This window comes from Nocardioides sp. Z13_37 (assembly GCF_058355585.1).
In genome coordinates, this window is record NZ_JBZGDV010000002.1 from 391,670 (window position 1) to 408,916 (window position 17,247).

A 17,247-nucleotide genomic window follows, 5' to 3' on the forward strand; every position below is an offset into this window, starting at 1 on the left:
GCTACGTCACCAGCAGGAGTTCCACGCGCCGCGGTCGTGGGTGCGGGCGTGGTCGATCGCGCGGACGTACTCCCGGTGCCGGGCCACTGGCTTGCCGCCGAAGACGTAGGGCCGGGTGTGGCCGTCCCACGCCTGGCGGAACGACAGGTCGCCGTACCCGCCCTTGCGGCCGACGTAGCGCAACAGCCGCCCGTAGCGGTCCTTCGCGGCCTGGGTGCGGTCGGAGACGAGGGTGACCGTCGAGCCGACCGGCGCGAGCCGGCGCAGGTTGGCCGTCGCAGCGTCCGCTCCGCAGCGGCCCCTCTCGGCGGTGTCGATGCCGAGCATCCGCACCGAGACGTGGGCACCGCTGCGCAGCCGCACGCGCAGCGTGTCGCCGTCGGTGACGCGTACGACGTTGCCGGTCTCGCGGTAGGTCCGGGGGCCCGGCTGCTGGGTGTTGCTGCTGCCGGCGTGCTGCTGCGGTGAGGTCGTTCCCCGCCCGATGCACGGGCACGGGTTGGACTCGCACGCGACGCCGTCGCCGTCGTCGTCGAGGCGGTGCGGGTCGCCCGCGCCGGCGTTGAGGAAGAACTGCTGTGCGCCGGCCTGGCTGGCGAAGTCGCCGCAGTCGCGGTCGACGACGGCGGACGGCGGCGCCGGCGCGGTGGCGCTCAGGCCGAGCGCCGCGACGGCCAGCGCGAGCGCGCGGACGATCGTGTCGAGCATGGTGTCCCCCACGGGATCGGGTGTGCTGAGGGGACAGCCTCACACCGACGCGCCTGACGCGTGGCCGAACCGCGAACCTCGCGAGTGGGCGCATCCTGGCTCCTAGATCCCGCCGAGTCGGCGCATCCTGACCCCCAGATCCCGCCGAGTCGGCGCATTCTGGCTCCTAGATCCCGCCGAGTCGGCGCGTCCTGCCACCCAGATCGGGTCGAGTCGGCGCATTCTGGCTCCTAGACCCTGCCGAGTCGCCCCGTCCTGCGTCAGAACGCGCCGACTCGGCATGCTGGGCACGTCAGGACGCGCCGACTCGACGGACGGGTGGGTCAGTTGGCGTCCTCGGTGGGTGTCTGCCGCCGCGTGCGCCACCCCTTGCGCGCGGCCCGGCTGCGGCGCCGGCGCGCCCGTTCTTCCTCCTCGACCAGTCGCTCGGCTGCCCGGCGCTCGCGCCGCGCTGCGGTCTCCGCCCGGCGGCGCTCGGTCTCGAGCACGGCAGGGGAGCGGACCGGCCAGACGTAGGGCAGGTCGTCCGGGACGCCGGGGAACCGCTCGCGGTAGAGGTCGGGGTCCTTGCGCACCAGCGCCGAGCGGTGGCTCAGGTGCAGCGCGGGGTCGCCCAGCCACGCCGGGAGGGCGTCGGCCGCGGCGAGCTCGGCCTGCGTACGCACGCTCGTGACGCCGGCCTCGGCCAGGTCGGCGGCGATGGTCGCCGCGCACGTGTCGCCGAAGCCGAGCTCCAGCCAGACCTCGCAGCAGGTGAGGCCGTAGCGCCCGAGCGCCTCCTCGTGCCCCTTCCACATCAGCGTCGCCGGGTGGTTGGCCCAGCCGTAGCCCGGCACCGTCAGCGCGCGCACCACCTGGATCGTCTCCACCCGCTGCTTGCCAAGCCGCTTCTGGTCCAGCGCCCGCGCCGACGCCTCGAAGTCGGGGTAGGGGAGGAAGGTCTGCACCCATTCGAGGCTAGGCGGCGCGCCGGAGGGATCAAGCTGGACAAGAAGCGGGATCAAGCTGGACAAGAAGGAGGGCATCCGGGGGCTCGACAAGCTGATCGCCTGGGCCGTGCTCAACGCCTGACGCGTCAGGACGAGCCGACTCGACGGGCTGGGCGCGTCAGGATGCGCCGGCTCGACGGGCTGGGCGCGTCAGGATGCGCCGGCTCGACGGGCTGGGCGCGTCAGGATGCGCCGGCTCGACGGGCTAGGGGCGTCAGGATGCGCCGACTCGACGTCTCGACGTCGTCGCTCCGTGGCAGCATCCGGGGGATGGACGGATGCGTGTTCTGCCAGATCATCGCCGGCGACCTGCCCGGGCACCTGGTGCTGGAGACCGACGACCTGGTCGCCTTCCTCGACACCCGGCCGGTGTTCAAGGGCCACGTGCTGCTCGTGCCCCGCACCCATCTCGAGACGCTGCCCGACCTGCCGGCGGGCCAGCGAGACGGGTTCCTGGCCGCGGCCCAGCGACTCGCGACCGCGGTGGTGGACGCCCTCGGCGCGCAGGGGTCGTTCGTCGCGATCAACAACACGGTCAGCCAGTCGGTGCCCCACCTCCACCTCCACGTGGTGCCGCGGACCAAGGGCGACGGGCTGCGCGGGTTCTTCTGGCCGCGCACGAAGTACGCCGAGGGCGAGGCGGCGGCGTACGCTGAGCGGTTGCGTGCCGCCCTCGGCTCCTAGCCGGTGACGTCGCGCCGCCACCTCACCCCGGCGACGTCGTACGCTCCCGACGCCGCACCACCGCCAGCACGCCGACGACCGCGGCTGCGACCGCCGCCAGCGTCGGCACGACGAGCGCCCGCTGGTAGTCGCCGAGGGCGGCGCCGTCGGCGTGTCCCGCGCCCAGCGCGACCGTGACGCCCGCCAGGCCGAGCGCCCCGCCGAACTGGAACGCGGTGTAGACGACGCCACCGGCGGAGCCCTGCTCGGCCTCCGGCACCCCTTCGGCGGCCAGCGAGGTGAGCGGTCCGTAGACCAGGGCGAACGCCGCGGCGACCAACAGCAGGCTCGGCAGGAAGTCCAGGTAGGACCAGTCGTTCCCCAGCCCGAGCAGGCGACCGAACGCGACGGCGGCCGCGACGAGGCCGGCGGTCATCACCCGGGCAGCGCCGAAGCGTCGGACCAGCGACGGCGTCAGCAGCGGCGCGGCCACCAGGTCCAGGCCCATGATCGCGAAGGTGAGACCCGCCTCGAGCGGGCTCCAGCCCCGCAGGTCCTGGAGGTAGAGGGTGACGGCGAACTGGAAGCCGAAGAAGGCGCCCATGAAGAGCAGGCCGGCGAGGCTCGCGTGCAGGAGGAGGCCCTCGCGCAGCATCCCCAGGCGGAGCAGTGGCGAGGAGTGGCGGGACTCGATCGCGACGAAGCCCCCGAGGAGCACCACCGCCGCGCCGACGACGAGGACCGCGGCGCCGAGCGCGCCGCCCTCGCCGACGGTGATCACCGCATAGACGACAGCCACCATCCCGGCGGTCGCGGTGACGGCCCCCGCCACGTCGAAGCCTCCGGGTGGGCCGTCGTGCTCGTCGGGACGGATCAGCCTCGCGCCGGCGACCAGCAGGACCAGGGCGAGGACGGCCGGGCCGAAGAAGACCAGCCGCCAGCTCGCCGACGCCAGCACGCCGCCCGCGACCGTGCCGAGCACGAAACCCGCCGCCCCGACCGAGCCGTAGACGACCAGCGCCCGGTCGCGCAGCGGCCCCTCGGGGAAGGTGGTGACGACGATGCCGAACCCGGCGGGTGTCAGGAACCCGGCGGACACACCGGTCGCGAACCGGGCCAGGACCAGCACCCAGTCCGCCGTCGCCAGGCCACCGATCGCCGAGAAGGCGACGAAGACGCCCAGCGCGAGCAGGAACACGCGGCGCCGGCCGGCGAGGTCGGCGGTCCGTCCGCCGAGCAGCATGAACCCGGCGTAGCCGAGCACGTAGGCGCTGATCACCCAGTGCGCCGCGCCGGCGCCCAGCCCGACGTCGGCCGCGATCACCGGTACCGCAACGTTCAGCATGGCGATGTCGATGCCCTCGAGGAACAGTGCCCCGCAGACGACCATCAGCAGGCCCCAGGCCCGGCGCGTGCTCGCTCGGTCTTCCCCCGTCTCCATGCACCGCTCGGTCACGATGCCTCCAGTTCCGATTCGTCTCTGGGTTACCACTTGTAACCACGTCTCATCGTGGGGACGATGGAGTGATGACGGAAGTAGGCACTTCGAAGTCACCTGGTTCCCGCGAGGTGACCACGGTGAACGAGGCCCCCGAGTGCGGCTGCCCCGACGCCTTCCAGTGGGACGTGCGCGAGGGATGCGAGGTGCGGCAGATCCTCGACCGGATCGCCGACAAGTGGTCGCTGCTCGTGATCGCGCTGCTGGAGCGGCGCACGATGCGCTTCAACGAGCTGCGCCGGGAGATCGACGGGATCAGCCAGCGCATGCTGACGGTCACGCTGCGCCACCTCGAGCGCGACGGGCTCGTCGGGCGCACCGTGCACCCTGAGGTGCCGCCCCGCGTCGAGTACCGGCTGACCGCGCTGGGGTGCACGCTGCTCGAGATCATCCAGTCCCTGGTGCACTGGACCGAGCTGCACCAGCACCAGATCGCCCACGCCCGTGCGGAGTTCGACGAGCGCACCGCACGCGGGGGGCGGTCCGCCTAGGCGCGGTGCGGCAGGAGCCCTAGGAGGCGACCGGCTCCTCGTCGAGGTCGCGGGCCGCGGCGCGGGACCACGGCCGCTCGCGGCGCCTCAGCGAATGGCCCGTCACCCACGCGGCGAGCACCAGCGCGAGCGTCCCGACGGCGATCCCGCCGATCACGTCGATGAAGAAGTGCCACCCGAGGTAGACCGTGGACAGGCAGGTGAGCCCGGCGAAGACCCAGCCGGCCACCCGCACCGGGCGCGGGAGCCGCAGCAGCTCCATCACCAGGCACGTGGTCACGGTGATGGCCACGTGCAGGGACGCGAAGGCCGCCACCGTCTGCACCGCGCGCGTGTCCCACGCCCCGGCCAGCACGGCGACGCGGTCGCTGAGCAGCAGCTCCTGCACGTCGGTGTTGAACGTGCGGGGCAGGTCGGTGAACTGCTGGGGCCGCGAGTAGATGGGCCCGAGCGAGGGGACCAGGTAGTAGACGGCCGCGCCGAGCATCCAGTTGAACGACACCGCCGTGACGTAGAGCGCGCCGGTGGCCGAGCGCCGGGTCCAGACCAGCGCGATCGCCAGCGCCGCCGGCACCAGCCCGATCCACAGCACGTAGACGCCCGAGAGCACCCACGCCGCCCAGCCGGTGCCCAGCAGGTCGTGCAGCACGCCGGCGGGGTCGTGGCCCAGCCAGAGCAGCCGGTCGAGGCGCGCGAGCTCGGTGTCCCAGAGGCGGTCGTTGACGAAGGGGAGGTAGCCCTTGAGGTTGCGGAACGCGACGTAGGAGACGTACCAGGCCGCGAGGCCGCTCAGGGTGAACCACACCTGGTCGCGGGTCCAGCGGTCGCGGAGCACGGTGCCCAGGGCCGCCCGCGCGCCGGGGCGCGGTGTGGCACGCGCGCGGGCCACCCACCGCGGCACCACGTCGAGCACGACGGCGAGGAGGACGATGAGCGGCAGCCGCACCCACGTCGGGACCGAGACGCCGTCGGGGTCGCGCACCGGCAGGTCGTGTGCGGCCGCGACCGCCCATGTGGCGACTGCCATCGCGGCCGCGACGCCCATCGCGCCGCGGAAGTCGCCCCGTGCCATGCCCGCACGTTAGGGCACCGCGCGACCCGCGCGCGAGTGACATGCACCAGCTCCACACGGTGGGTGAGGGCCGCACCGAGCCACGCACTACCCTCACGCACACAGCAACCGAGTCCTGAGGAGTCACGAGATGGGTCGATTCGACCGCCGCGTAGCCGTCATCACCGGAGCAGCCCGAGGCATCGGGTTCGGCATCGCGCAGCGCCTGGCGAGCGAGGGCGCCTCCGTCGCGATCCTCGACCTCGACGAGGCCGCCGCCCAGGAGGCCGCGGGCCGCCTCGACCTCGCCGAGGGTGCGCGCGCCGTCGGCATCGCCTGCGACGTGGTCGACTCGGCCGCCGCCGAGGCCGCTGTGCAGCGTGTCGTCGACGAGCTCGGCGGCATCCACGTGCTGGTCAACAACGCGGGTGTCACCCGCGACAACCTGCTCTTCAAGATGACCGAGGACGACTGGGACCTGGTGATGAACGTCCACCTCAAGGGCGTCTTCAACATGACCAAGGCCGCGCAGTCCCGCTTCGTGGAGCAGAAGTACGGCAAGATCCTCAACCTCTCCAGCGTCTCCGCGCTGGGCAACCGCGGCCAGGCCAACTACTCCGCCGCCAAGATGGGCATCCAGGGCCTCACCCGCACGCTCGGCATCGAGCTCGGCCCCTTCGGCATCACCGCCAACGCCATCGCGCCGGGATTCATCGTCACCGAGATGACCGACGCCACCGCCCGCCGGCTCAAGATGGAGCCCGAGGAGCTGCAGCGGCTCAACGCCGAGGCCACCCCGGTGCGGCGCGTGGGCCAGCCCGAGGACATCGCGGCGGCCGCCGCGTTCCTCTGCAGCGACGAGGCGTCGTTCATCACCGGTCAGACGCTGTACGTCGACGGGGGCCGCAAGCTGGGCTGAGCCCCTCCTCCGCGTGAGATCGGCCACGGTCCCTGCCTCAGGGGCCGTGGCCGGTTTGGATCTGCCGGGGTCGTCCTGTCACGTTGGAGGAGGTCGCAAGACCCAACCGTCCCGGAGTACGCCGAGTCCTGCCCGGCCGGGACGACCCCCGACAGCACCAGGGCAGGAGTGGGGGACCCACAGGTTCCAGCGCCGGTCGTCGACCGGCTCGGGGCGAAGCCACCGGACTCCTCGGAGGACGGGGCGGGGCACTTTCCAGCCCTAGCCCGACAGCTCACCTCACAGGCGTGGAAAGGAACAACCATGCCTACGACCACTCGTATGGCGCGAGCCTGTGCGCTCGCCCTCGCCGGGCTCGGCCTCGCCGGATCGACGCTGAGCGCCCTGCCCGCCAGCGCCGCCCCGGCCGGCGGCCAGTCCGACCGCACCACCAGCACGCGCACCACCAGCGACGACGCCACCGACCGGAGCTCCAAGGACCGGAGCTCCAAGGACCGGGGCGCCAAGCGGACCAGCCCGCGCAAGCACGCGCGGAAGTCGGCGCGCACCAGCGCCAGGCGCAGCGTCGACCGCCGGGTGCTGGCCGCCCGCAACATCGCGATGCGCCAGCGCGGCGACGCCTACGCGTACGGCGCCGCCGGACCGGACCGCTTCGACTGCTCCGGGCTGATCCGCTACAGCTACAGCCGCGCCGGCTTCGCCGTGCCGCGCACCTCGCGTGCGCAGGCGGGCCACGCCCGTCGCGTGGCGAAGAGCAACATGCGCTCCGGCGACCTGATGTTCTTCTACGGCGGCAGCGGGGTCTACCACGCCGCGATCTTCCTGCGCTGGGCCGGCGGGAAGGCCCTGATGCTGCACGCCCCGGGCACCGGCCAGCGGGTCCGCGTCGCCACGGCATGGACCCCGAGCTGGTTCGGCGGCACCCTGCGGCGCGCCTGAGCGGCGTCACCACCCGGGCGACAGGCTCGGATTGGTAGGCAGTTCCTGCTGATCTACCCTGTGGCGCGCCTTCCCCGATCGGGGAGGGCGCGCCCCCAGACTTTCCAGAGATGCCCCCGACGGGCCCCACCGGCCCGGCACCCCCGTTCGATCGGAGTCACCGTGCGTCACCGTCGTCCCACCTCGTCCGTCCGAGCGGTCGTCGCCACGCTCGCAGCGAGCGTGCTGCTCCTCACCGCGTGCAGCGGCGGCGACGACGAGCCGGCGAGCGGGTCCGCCTCGGCCGACCCGAGCCCGTCCGAGACGACCGAGGCCCCGCCGGAGCCGAGCTTCTGGCCCCTCACCGGCCTGGAGCGCAAGGGCGACGCCCCCAAGCACCCCGTCCTCGTCACCAAGGTCGACAACACCTCCTCGAGCGCCCCGCAGGTCGGGCTCGGCTCGGCCGACCTGGTCGTCGAGGAGCTCGTCGAGGGCGGCTACACCCGCCTGGCGGCGTTCTACTACTCCAAGGTGCCCGGCTCCATCGGGCCGGTGCGCTCCATGCGCGCGAGCGACATCGGGATCGTGCCCGAGGGCGCCACCGTGGTGACCAGTGGTGCCGCGGCCGTCACCATCAAGCGCATCAACGGCGCCGGGATCCCGTGGATCACCGAGGGCGACGCGGGGGTCTACCGCGACACCTCCCGCTCGGCCCCCTACAACCTCTTCGCCCGGCTGGGCGAGATCGCCAAGCGCGTCAAGGCCGAGGAGGAGCCGCCGCCCTACCTGCCGTGGGGCGAGGAGGCCGACCTGCCGAAGGGCGCGAAGGCCAGCACGCTCACCGCTGACTTCGGCGCCCACTCGACGAGCTGGCAGTTCCAGCGCGGGCGCTACGTCAACACCGACTCCTACGCCGCCGATGGCGACCAGTTCCCGGCCGACTCCGTGCTCGTGCTGCGGGTGCGGGTCGGCGACGCCGGCTACCGCGACCCCGCGGGCTACCCGGTGCCCGAGACCAAGCTCGAGGGCAAGGGCGCCGCGCTGCTCTTCCACGGCGGCCGCGTGGTGAAGGGCACCTGGCGCAAGGACGGCCTCAACGGCGCGATCGAGCTCTCCACCAAGCGTGGCGAGCTCACGGTGCCCGCCGGTCGTGTGTGGATCGAGCTGGTGCCGGCCGTCAACGGCGAGGTCACCTTCGCCAAGTAGCGCCGGGCTCGATCTCCGCGACCCCGCCGGCGGTGTCCTCCAGCAGGCGCCGCAGGCCGGTGACGACGGCGCCGATCGCCGCCTCCGCGCGGACCGCCGCGGCCGTCGGGTCCTCGCTCGTGGCCACCGCGCCGCCGGCGGCCGACACCGCGCCGAAGACGACCCGGGCGAACGTGTCGAGCATGGCGTCGTCGGGGGACCGGTCGCGGTCCGACAGCGCCGAGCGGACGAGGTGGGCGACGACGGCGTAGGTCGGCCGCTCGTGCTCGCGGTGGCGTGCGGCGCCGAGCACCGACGGGCCGTCGGAGACGACGATCTGGCGGTAGTCGGGCTCCTGCACGACCCGGAGGAACGCACGAAGACCCGCCTGCCCCTGCTCCCACGGGTCGGCGTGCTGCGAGGTGGCGTGGACGATCGCCGCGCTCGCGCGGGACTGCACGAGCTCGAGCGCGGCCTCGAAGACGGCCTGCTTGCCGCTGAAGTGGTGGTAGAGCGCGCCCTTGGTGAGCTGGGCGGCCTCGGCGATCGCCTCCAGCGAGGCGGCCGGGTAGCCGTGGAGGGTGAACAGGTCCCGCGCCGCGTCGACCAGCGCCTGCCTGGTGGCGTCGGAGGAGCGCGGCCGGCGGGTCTCCATGGCTCGCAGCCTAGGTGACCGGAGCCCTGCGCGGGGGCGTTGCCGGGATGCCCTCGGGCGGGGCGAGCGGTCCTTCGGGAGCCCTTCCGCGGGATGATGTGCGCCCGGGTGGGACCAGTCCATAGTGGACGCCATGCAGCTCGCATCGGGAATGCTCCTGGTCGCCACGCCGGCGCTGCAGGACCCCAACTTCGCCGACACGGTGGTGCTCCTCCTCGACGTGACGGAGGAGGGCGCCCTCGGCGTGGTGCTCAACCGGCCGTCCCAGGTGCCCGTCGCCGACGTCCTCGAACCGTGGCGCGACGTCGTGGCCGAGCCCGAGGTGCTGTTCCGCGGTGGGCCGGTCGGCACCGACGGCGCCCTCGCCGTCGCGGCGCTGCGCGACCCGAAGGACCCGCCCGTGGGCTGGCGCCCGGTCGCCGGCCTGCTCGGCATGGTCGACCTCGACACCCCGACCGAGCTCGTCGACGGCGCGCTGACCGCGATGCGCGTCTTCGCCGGCTACGCCGGGTGGGGCATGGGACAGCTCGAGGGGGAGGTCGAGGAGGGCAGCTGGTACGTCGTCACCAGCGAGGCGGCCGACGCGTTCCGCGACGACCCGGACGGGCTGCGTCGCGACGTGATGCGCCGCCAGCCCGGGATGCTGGCCTGGCACGTCAACCGCCCCGTCGATCCCGACATGAACTGATCCGCGGTGCGGGCAACCAGGAGCCGTCGGCGGGCGTCTCCACTGCCATGACGACCATCGGCACGGTTCGGGGCACGATCACAGGCGGCGTCCGTGGCGGGGTCCGTGGTGGGGTGGCTGCCCTGGCGGCCGCGGCGGTGGCGTGGGGCCTGGTGGCGGTGCCGCCCGCTGGAGCGGTGGGCGCCGCCGCGTCGACACCCGTGGCCTCCACCGCGGAGGCCGCTGGCAACCGGGTCGTCGACACGGTGCTGCGGGGGGAGCGCTACGACTACCGGCGCCAGAGCTGGCGCGTGCGGGAGGCGGACGGCCTGCCGCGGTGGCTGCGGCTGCGCGAGGGTCGGCTCACCGGCACGGCTCCGCGACTGGGGACCTGGCGGGTCAGCCTCCTCGAGCGTGGAGTGCGCACGCAACGGGGAGAGACCCGGCGTACGACGCTGGTCGTGAAGGCCGTGACCCGGCGCGCCGCGCCCGGCACGGTCCTCGTGACGCGCGGCCTCGACGGGCGTCCGGCCAACGGGTGGAGCGGCGCCGTCACGGTCTCAGGCGACGGGAGCACGGTGGTGTTCTCCTCGACCGCCACCAACCTCGTCGCGGGCACCCGCCGCAGCGCCCAGCGGCTCTACGTCTGGGAGGCGGCGTCCCGGCGGGTGACGCTCCTCCACCCCGGCGCCTGGGCGCAGGTCGAGGGGCTCAGCCACGACGGCCGGCGCGTGCTGCTCGACCTCGACCCCGGGCTCGTCCTCCTCGACCGCTCCGACGGGTCGCTGACCGAGGTCGCGCCGAGTGCCCTGGGCGCGGCGCTGACCGCCGACGGCGCCCGCGTGGTCTACCAGGACCGCCACTCCGCGCTCGGCCCGCCCGCGCCGCAGCTCCTGGAGTGGACGCTCGCCACCGGAGCGACCCGGACGGTCGTGCCCGACCTGGGGTCGCAGGTGTTCGCCGGCATGTCGGACGACGCCCGGCACGTGGTGCTCGTCGACTCCGACCGCAGCCGGATGCTCGACACGCCCAGCGGCTCGGTGCGCGACCTCGGCCGTCTCGGCGTCGAGGGCGGCAGCACGAGCCGGGTCGAGGTGTCGAACGACGGACGGCTGGTGTCGGTGACGGGGGCGGGCATTCCCGCCTGCTGCGGCGACGGCGGGGAGCCGGTGGGCGGCGTCCACGACACGCTCCTCGGTGCGCCGCTGGGGCCGTCGCGGGACAACCTCGGCGCCGCCGTCACCGCCGACGGCGGCCACTACACGGTGGCCACGTCGCGACGCCCGCTGCGCGTGGTCGACACCGCCACGGGCGAGCGCTCCGCGGCCTTCGTCGCACGGCCCGCCGGCACGCAGGAGAGCGTGTCGCTCAGCGACGACGCCTCGCGGGTGGCGTACGCCAGCGACGCCCACGACGTGCTGCGCGGCACCCGGCGCGGCGTCGCCAACGTCTTCATCTGGGTGCGCGCGCGTTAGGCTTGTCCATCATGAGCACCATCGGATTCTCCCCGGGCAGCCAGACGATCGAAGAGCGTCAGACCGTCCCGACGGACGAGGGTGACCACGAGCGCTTCTCGCACTACGTGCCGAAGGACAAGCTCACCGAGGCCATGGTGATGGGCACCCCCGTCATCGCGCTCTGCGGCAAGGTCTGGGTGCCGTCCCGGTCCCCCGAGAAGTACCCCGTCTGCCCGGAGTGCAAGGAGATCTGGGACTCGATGAACCCGGGCAAGCCCGGTGGCGAGGGCTCCGACGGCTCGGGCCCCGAGGCGTGACGGGGCGGCCTGACGCGCCGCTGCCTCCCGCGTGGCCCGACCGGGCCGCCTGGGGCACCGCGCCCTCCCTCCGTGCCTGGCAGCAGGCCGCGATGGACATCTACCTGTCCCGGCAGCCCCGCGACTTCCTCGCGGTCGCCACGCCCGGCGCCGGCAAGACGACGTTCGCGCTGACCGTCGCGGCCGACCTGCTCAGCCGTCGGGTGGTCGACCGGATCACCGTCGTCGCGCCCACCGAGCACCTCAAGACGCAGTGGGCCGAGGCCGCGGCGCGCGCCGGGATCCCGATCGACCCCACCTACTCGGCGGGCAAGGGCAGGACCTCGGACGACTTCGTCGGCATCGCGGTGACCTACGCCGGGGTGGCGGTCAACCCGCTCGCCATGCGCATCCGCACCGAGCGCTTCAAGACCCTGGTGATCCTCGACGAGATCCACCACGCCGGCGACGCGCTGTCGTGGGGCGAGGGCGTGCGCGAGGCGTTCGACCCGGCGACCCGCCGGCTCTCGCTCACCGGCACCCCGTTCCGCTCCGACATCAACCCGATCCCGTTCGTCAGCTACGCCCCCGGGGAGGACGGCATCCCGGTCTCGGCCGCCGACTACACCTACGGCTACGCCCACGCGCTGGCCGACCACGTCGTGCGCCCCGTCATCTTCATGGCCTACTCCGGCGAGATGCAGTGGCGCACCCGGGCCGGCGACGAGGTCGTCGCCCGGCTCGGCGAGCCGCTCACCAAGGACATGCACGCCCAGGCACTGCGCACGGCCCTGGACCCGCGCGGGTCGTGGATCCCGGCGGTGCTGGAGGCGGCCGACACGCGGCTGTCGGAGGTACGCCGCCACGTGCCCGACGCCGGCGGGCTGGTGATCGCCGGCGACCAGGAGTCGGCCCGCGCCTACGCCGGGCTGCTGAAGAAGATCACCGGCGAGTCGCCCACCGTGGTGCTGTCGGACGAGAAGGGCTCGTCGAAGAAGATCGCGAAGTTCACCGCCTCCGACGACCGCTGGATGGTGGCCGTGCGGATGGTCTCCGAGGGCGTCGACGTGCCGCGCCTGGCGGTCGGGGTCTGGGCGACCACCGTCTCCACGCCGCTGTTCTTCGCCCAGGCGGTCGGCCGTTTCGTCCGCGCCCGCTCGCGCGGTGAGACCGCGTCGGTGTTCCTGCCGTCGGTGCCGCACCTGCTGGAGTTCGCGTCCGACATGGAGGCCCAGCGCGACCACGTGCTCGGGCGCCGCGTCAACGACGAGGACGACATCTTCGCGGCCGAGGACGGGCTGCTCGCCGAGGCGCAGCAGGGCGAGTCGGCCTCCGACGAGCTCGAGATGTCGTGGGAGGCGCTGGGCTCCACCGCGTCCTTCGACCACGTGCTCTACGAGGGCGCGCAGTTCGGCCACTCCGGCGAGGTGAACGTGGGCTCGGAGGAGGAGATGGACTTCCTCGGCATCCCCGGCCTGCTCGAGCCCGACCAGGTCCGCGAGCTGCTGCACTCGCGCCAGAGCGAGCGTGCGCGCAAGCAGCGTGCCGACGGCGCGGGCGACCGGGTGGTCGACTCGGTCCAGGAGCTCAGCACCCACCAGCAGCTCGGCGTGCTCCGGCGCGAGCTCAACGGGCTGGTCGCCGCCTGGCACCACCGCACCGGCCAGGCGCACGGCATCACGCACAACGCGCTGCGCAAGGAGTGCGGCGGCCCGCCGGCAGCGGTGGCCAACGCCGAGCAGCTGCACGAGCGGATCAACCGGATCCGCGAGTGGGCGGTGCGGCAGACCTCCTGAGGCTCGCACTGCCATAGTGGACGCGTGGCGACCGAGACCTCGCAGACGCTCGACCGTGGCCTGCGGGTGCTCCGGGTGCTGGCTGAGAGCCCCGAGGGCCTGACCGTCACCGAGATCTCCCACCGGCTCGAGGTCAACCGCACGGTCGTCTACCGCCTGATCAGCACCCTCGAGCAGCACGGCCTCGTGCGCCGCGACGCCCGCTCGCGGCTCTTCATCGGCCTGGGCGTGCTCCACCTCGCCAGCGGGGTGCAGCCGCTGCTGCGCGACCTCGCGCTGCCCGAGCTGCGGCGGCTCGCGGAGGCGCTCGGCGCGACCGCCCACCTCACCGTCGCCGACGGCGAGGAGGCGCTCGCGCTGGCCGTCGTCGAGCCCACCTGGACCGACTTCCACGTCTCCTACCGCATCGGCGCCCGCCACCCCCTGACCCAGGGTGCGGCCGGCAAGGCCATCGCGCTGGCCGACCTCGACGAGCCGGCGTACGCCGTGACCAGCGGTGAGCTGCAGACCGGCGCCCGCGGCCTCGCCGCGCCCGTGCGCGGCGTCGAGGGACTGCGGGCGAGCGTGGGCATCGTGACGCTCGACGGCGCCATCGAGGAGGACGTCGTGGCGCCACAGGTGATCGCGGCCGCGGCTGCGGTCGCGGACAGGCTCAGCTGAGCGCGGCCCGCGCCAGCGGCACCACCCGGTAGGGGATCTGCGTCGCCAGCGCGATCACGGTCGTCGAGCGGTCGATGCCGGGCTCGGTGAGCACGAGGTCGATCACCCGCTGCAGGTCGGAGTTGGAGCGGGCGACGACGCGCGCCCACATGTCGCCGGCACCCGTGATCGTGTAGGCCTCCAGCACCTCGGGGATGCCGGCCAGGTGGGCGGCGACGGCGTCGTGGCCGCCGCGCTCGGCCGAGCCCTGGCGGATCTCGAGGGTCAGGAAGGCCGTCACGGGATAGCCGAGCGCCTCGGGGGAGAGGTCGGGTCCCCACCCGGTGATCACGCCGGCGGCGACCAGCTTGTCGAGGCGCGCCTGCACGGTGCCGCGGGCGATGCCGAGCCGGCGGCTCGCCTCGAGCACCCCCAGGCGCGGCTCGCCGGCGAACAGATCGATCACCTTGCCGTCGATCTCGTCCATCAGGGCTCCTTCGGCTGGGCAATCTGCACGATGTTTCGGCCTACTGTTGCACATTGTGCCGTCGGTCGGCAGGGTTCGGACCATGACGACTGACATCGCCTCGACCGGTGGCGCCCTGACCGTGGACGAGATGAAGGCCGACCTCTCCCTCGAGCAGCTGCGCCAGCTCGTCGGCCTCGTGGAGTACGACGCCGACGCCGACCCGTTCCCGGTGACCGGGTGGGACGCGATCTGCTTCGTGGTGGGCAACGCCACCCAGGCCGCGCACTACTACGCCTCGGCCTGGGGCATGGACCTCATCGCCTACTCCGGCCCGGAGAACGGCAACCGCGACCACAAGTCCTACGTCTTGAAGTCCGGCTCGATCAAGTTCGTGCTGAGCGGCGCGGTGGCGCCCGACAGCGACCTGATCGCCCACCACGCCAGGCACGGCGACGGCGTCGTCGACATCGCCCTCGAGGTGCCCGACGTCGACCAGTGCATCGCCCAGGCCCGCCGGGCCGGTGCGACGGTGCTCGTCGAGCCGCAGACCGTGGCCGACGAGCACGGCAAGGTCCGCGTCGCCGCGATCGCGACCTACGGCGAGACCCGCCACACGCTCGTGCAGCGCACCGTCGACGGCGAGACCTACGCCGGCCCCTACCTCCCCGGCTACGTCGCCGTCGAGCCGCGCTGGGAGAAGAAGGCCGACCAGCCCAAGCGCCTCTTCCAGGCCCTCGACCACATCGTCGGCAACGTCGAGCTCGGCCGGATGGACGAGTGGGTCACCTTCTACAACAAGGTGATGGGCTTCGTGAATATGGCCGAGTTCATCGGCGACGACATCGCCACCGACTACTCCGCGCTGATGTCGAAGGTCGTCGCCAACGGCAACCACCGCGTGAAGTTCCCCCTCAACGAGCCGGCGATCGCGAAGAAGAAGTCGCAGATCGACGAGTACCTCGAGTTCTACAACGGCCCCGGCGCCCAGCACCTCGCGCTCGCCACCGGCGACATCCTCGCCACCGTCGACGCCCTGCGTGCCAACGGCGTGGAGTTCCTCAACACCCCGGACTCCTACTACGAGGACCCCGAGCTGCGCGCGCGCATCGGCGAGGTGCGGGTGCCGATCGAGGAGCTGCAGAAGCGCGGCATCCTCGTCGACCGCGACGAGGACGGCTACCTGCTGCAGATCTTCACCAAGCCGCTCGGCGACCGGCCGACGGTGTTCTTCGAGCTCATCGAGCGCCACGGCTCCCTGGGCTTCGGCAAGGGCAACTTCAAGGCGCTCTTCGAGGCGATCGAGCGCGAGCAGGACGCCCGCGGCAACCTCTGACCGAGCCCGGCGCGCGGCCGACCGCCGGAGACAGCGCGGCCGCGTGCTGGCAAAATCGGCAGCATGATGATCCGACCGGCCGAGCTGGCCGCGATCAAGGCCGGGACCGTGGACCTGGCGTTCCGTCGCTGGGCCCGGCCCCGGGTGGTGGTCGGCACCCGGATGCGCACCGCCGTCGGGGTCGTCGAGGTGACCTCGGTCGAGCAGGTCAGCGTCTCGAGCCTGCGCGCCGACGACGCTCGCCGCGCGGGAGCCGCGTCGCTGGCGGCGCTGAAGCAGGCGCTGGCGGCACGCCCGGACGACCCGGCGTGGCGCATCGGGCTGGCGTACGCCGGCCCCGACCCGCGCGAGGTGCTGCGCTCCACCGTGCCGGACGCCGAGGAGATCGCGGCCATCAACGCGCGCCTCGACCGCCTCGACGCCGCGTCTGCCGCCGGACCGTGGACGCGGGAGACGCTCGACCTGATCGACCTCAACCCGACCGTCCGCGCCCCCGACCTCGCCGCTCGGGTGGGCCGCGAGACGCCTGACTTCAAGAAGGACGTGCGCAAGCTCAAGGAGCTCGGCCTCACCGAGTCGCTGGCGATCGGCTACCTGCTGTCACCGCGCGGGGAGGCGGTGGTCGACGCCGGGCTGCCGGCGCCGCGCCGGCGCGCGCCGCGGGAGGAGGGCACGCCGTTGCCGCGGAACATCGGGGCGCCCGCGACCCGGGCGCTGCGCGGGGCGGGGCTCACCACCCTCGAGCAGGTCGCCACCCGCAGCGCCGACGAGCTGGCCGCGATGCACGGCGTCGGGCCGATGGCGATCACCCGGCTCGGGGAGGCGCTGGCCGAGCACGACCTGTCGTTCGCCGACCGATAGGGGTCAGTGCGCGAGGAGCCCGACGCCGAGGGTGCCCATGACCACGGCGATCGCCGAGTCGAGCACGCGCCAGGCGGCGGGGCGGGCGAACAGCCCGCGCAGCAGGCGCGCTCCGTAGCCCAGGCCGAAGAACCACAGCAGACTCGCGACGAGGGTGCCGGAGAGGAACCACCAGCGGTCGGTGCCGAAGCTGTTGGCGACCGTGCCCAGCATCAGCACCGCGTCGAGGTAGAAGTGCGGGTTGAGCCAGGTCAGGGCGAGCGTCAGGAGCACCGCGCGGCCCGGGGTGAGCGCGGTGCCCTCGCCCGCGTCGAGCGCCGACGGCCGCCAGGCGCGCATCGCGGCGTGCAGGCCGAACGCGATCAGGTAGAGCCCGCCCAGCAGCTGCGCGACCGGCAGCACGCCCGGCCACCGCTCGAGCACGACGCCCAGGCCGGCCACCCCCGCCGTGATCGCCGCGACGTCGGAGAGCAGGCAGGTCAGCACGATCGGCAGCACGTGCTGACCGCGGATCCCCTGGCGCAGGAGGAAGGCGTTCTGCGCGCCGATGGCGACGATGAGAGCGAGTCCGGTCAGCAGACCGGTGAGAGCAACCTGGAACACACGGTCAACGGTAGGTCGCCTACAAGGTGCAATCCAGCGAACGATTTTG

General features: G+C 73.3%; 19 protein-coding genes and 1 riboswitch. Of the genes, 12 read left to right on the forward strand and 7 right to left on the reverse strand.

Annotation, left to right across the window (positions count from 1 at the left end):
• Positions 1 to 6: 6 nt before the first annotated feature.
• Together AC4H2S_RS06875 and AC4H2S_RS06880 are read right to left on the reverse strand one after the other, a co-directional pair.
• Positions 7 to 720 (reverse strand): excalibur calcium-binding domain-containing protein, encoded by a 714-nt coding sequence (locus tag AC4H2S_RS06875; RefSeq protein WP_491496225.1) that lies wholly within the window; start codon positions 718 to 720, stop codon positions 7 to 9.
• Positions 721 to 1,031: 311 nt separating this feature from the next.
• Complete coding sequence (locus AC4H2S_RS06880; protein WP_491496226.1) at positions 1,032 to 1,655, reverse strand: MSMEG_6728 family protein; 624 nt, start codon at positions 1,653 to 1,655, stop codon at positions 1,032 to 1,034.
• Between the two features lie 261 nt (positions 1,656 to 1,916).
• Here AC4H2S_RS06880 and AC4H2S_RS06885 point away from each other — a divergent pair, with 261 nt between their 5' ends.
• A complete protein-coding gene (locus AC4H2S_RS06885; RefSeq protein WP_491496227.1) occupies positions 1,917 to 2,381 on the forward strand; it encodes an HIT family protein in 465 nt (154 codons plus the stop codon).
• A gap of 22 nt (positions 2,382 to 2,403) precedes the next feature.
• On the opposite strand, the gene AC4H2S_RS06890 is transcribed toward AC4H2S_RS06885, so the two are convergent.
• Positions 2,404 to 3,801, reverse strand: coding sequence for an MFS transporter (locus AC4H2S_RS06890; RefSeq protein WP_491496228.1), 1,398 nt, complete (start codon positions 3,799 to 3,801; stop codon positions 2,404 to 2,406).
• A 137-nt stretch (positions 3,802 to 3,938) separates the two neighbouring features.
• Between AC4H2S_RS06890 and AC4H2S_RS06895 the strand changes: the two genes are divergently transcribed.
• A complete protein-coding gene (locus AC4H2S_RS06895; protein WP_491496229.1) occupies positions 3,939 to 4,349 on the forward strand; it encodes a winged helix-turn-helix transcriptional regulator in 411 nt (136 codons plus the stop codon).
• A 19-nt stretch (positions 4,350 to 4,368) separates the two neighbouring features.
• On the opposite strand, the gene AC4H2S_RS06900 is transcribed toward AC4H2S_RS06895, so the two are convergent.
• Positions 4,369 to 5,421, reverse strand: coding sequence for a phosphatase PAP2 family protein (locus AC4H2S_RS06900; protein ID WP_491496230.1), 1,053 nt, complete (start codon positions 5,419 to 5,421; stop codon positions 4,369 to 4,371).
• Between the two features lie 130 nt (positions 5,422 to 5,551).
• On the opposite strand from AC4H2S_RS06900, the gene AC4H2S_RS06905 reads away from it, so the two are divergent.
• The 3 genes from AC4H2S_RS06905 to AC4H2S_RS06915 all read left to right on the forward strand — a co-directional run bounded on the left by AC4H2S_RS06905 (position 5,552) and on the right by AC4H2S_RS06915 (position 8,443).
• Positions 5,552 to 6,319, forward strand: a complete 768-nt coding sequence (locus tag AC4H2S_RS06905; protein ID WP_491496231.1) for an SDR family NAD(P)-dependent oxidoreductase — start codon at positions 5,552 to 5,554, stop codon at positions 6,317 to 6,319.
• A gap of 109 nt (positions 6,320 to 6,428) precedes the next feature.
• Positions 6,429 to 6,622: riboswitch (cyclic di-AMP (ydaO/yuaA leader) on the forward strand.
• An 18-nt stretch (positions 6,623 to 6,640) separates the two neighbouring features.
• Positions 6,641 to 7,258, forward strand: a complete 618-nt coding sequence (locus AC4H2S_RS06910; protein WP_491496232.1) for a C40 family peptidase — start codon at positions 6,641 to 6,643, stop codon at positions 7,256 to 7,258.
• A 222-nt stretch (positions 7,259 to 7,480) separates the two neighbouring features.
• Complete coding sequence (locus AC4H2S_RS06915; RefSeq protein ID WP_491496233.1) at positions 7,481 to 8,443, forward strand: DUF3048 domain-containing protein; 963 nt, start codon at positions 7,481 to 7,483, stop codon at positions 8,441 to 8,443.
• Here AC4H2S_RS06915 and AC4H2S_RS06920 read toward each other — a convergent pair.
• Complete coding sequence (locus AC4H2S_RS06920) at positions 8,427 to 9,077, reverse strand: TetR/AcrR family transcriptional regulator (RefSeq protein WP_491496234.1); 651 nt, start codon at positions 9,075 to 9,077, stop codon at positions 8,427 to 8,429. The genes AC4H2S_RS06915 and AC4H2S_RS06920 overlap by 17 nt on opposite strands.
• Positions 9,078 to 9,210: 133 nt before the next feature.
• On the opposite strand from AC4H2S_RS06920, the gene AC4H2S_RS06925 reads away from it, so the two are divergent.
• From AC4H2S_RS06925 to AC4H2S_RS06945, 5 genes are all read left to right on the forward strand, one after another.
• Positions 9,211 to 9,765 carry a YqgE/AlgH family protein gene (locus AC4H2S_RS06925; protein ID WP_491496235.1) on the forward strand — a complete coding sequence of 185 codons (555 nt, stop codon included), beginning with the start codon at positions 9,211 to 9,213 and terminating at the stop codon, positions 9,763 to 9,765.
• Positions 9,766 to 9,878: 113 nt separating this feature from the next.
• The gene (locus AC4H2S_RS06930; protein ID WP_491496236.1) at positions 9,879 to 11,219 is read left to right on the forward strand and encodes a WD40 repeat domain-containing protein; all 1,341 of its coding nucleotides are present in this window, start codon (positions 9,879 to 9,881) and stop codon (positions 11,217 to 11,219) included.
• 11 nt (positions 11,220 to 11,230) lie between these two features.
• Complete coding sequence (locus tag AC4H2S_RS06935; RefSeq protein ID WP_491496237.1) at positions 11,231 to 11,518, forward strand: DUF3039 domain-containing protein; 288 nt, start codon at positions 11,231 to 11,233, stop codon at positions 11,516 to 11,518.
• Between the two features lie 92 nt (positions 11,519 to 11,610).
• Positions 11,611 to 13,293 carry a DEAD/DEAH box helicase gene (locus tag AC4H2S_RS06940; protein ID WP_491496238.1) on the forward strand — a complete coding sequence of 561 codons (1,683 nt, stop codon included), beginning with the start codon at positions 11,611 to 11,613 and terminating at the stop codon, positions 13,291 to 13,293.
• A 24-nt stretch (positions 13,294 to 13,317) separates the two neighbouring features.
• Positions 13,318 to 13,953, forward strand: coding sequence for an IclR family transcriptional regulator (locus AC4H2S_RS06945; RefSeq protein WP_491496239.1), 636 nt, complete (start codon positions 13,318 to 13,320; stop codon positions 13,951 to 13,953).
• On the opposite strand, the gene AC4H2S_RS06950 is transcribed toward AC4H2S_RS06945, so the two are convergent.
• Positions 13,946 to 14,419 carry an Lrp/AsnC family transcriptional regulator gene (locus tag AC4H2S_RS06950; protein WP_491496240.1) on the reverse strand — a complete coding sequence of 158 codons (474 nt, stop codon included), beginning with the start codon at positions 14,417 to 14,419 and terminating at the stop codon, positions 13,946 to 13,948. The two genes, AC4H2S_RS06945 and AC4H2S_RS06950, sit on opposite strands and share 8 nt — an antisense overlap.
• An 82-nt stretch (positions 14,420 to 14,501) precedes the next feature.
• On the opposite strand from AC4H2S_RS06950, the gene hppD reads away from it, so the two are divergent.
• A complete protein-coding gene (gene hppD / locus AC4H2S_RS06955; RefSeq protein ID WP_491496241.1) occupies positions 14,502 to 15,734 on the forward strand; it encodes a 4-hydroxyphenylpyruvate dioxygenase in 1,233 nt (410 codons plus the stop codon).
• A gap of 63 nt (positions 15,735 to 15,797) precedes the next feature.
• Positions 15,798 to 16,595, forward strand: a complete 798-nt coding sequence (locus AC4H2S_RS06960; protein ID WP_491496242.1) for a helix-hairpin-helix domain-containing protein — start codon at positions 15,798 to 15,800, stop codon at positions 16,593 to 16,595.
• A gap of 3 nt (positions 16,596 to 16,598) precedes the next feature.
• Here AC4H2S_RS06960 and AC4H2S_RS06965 read toward each other — a convergent pair whose 3' ends face one another.
• On the reverse strand, positions 16,599 to 17,198 hold the full coding sequence (locus tag AC4H2S_RS06965) for a LysE/ArgO family amino acid transporter (RefSeq protein ID WP_491496243.1): 600 nt from the start codon (positions 17,196 to 17,198) through the stop codon (positions 16,599 to 16,601).
• Positions 17,199 to 17,247: the final 49 nt, after the last annotated feature.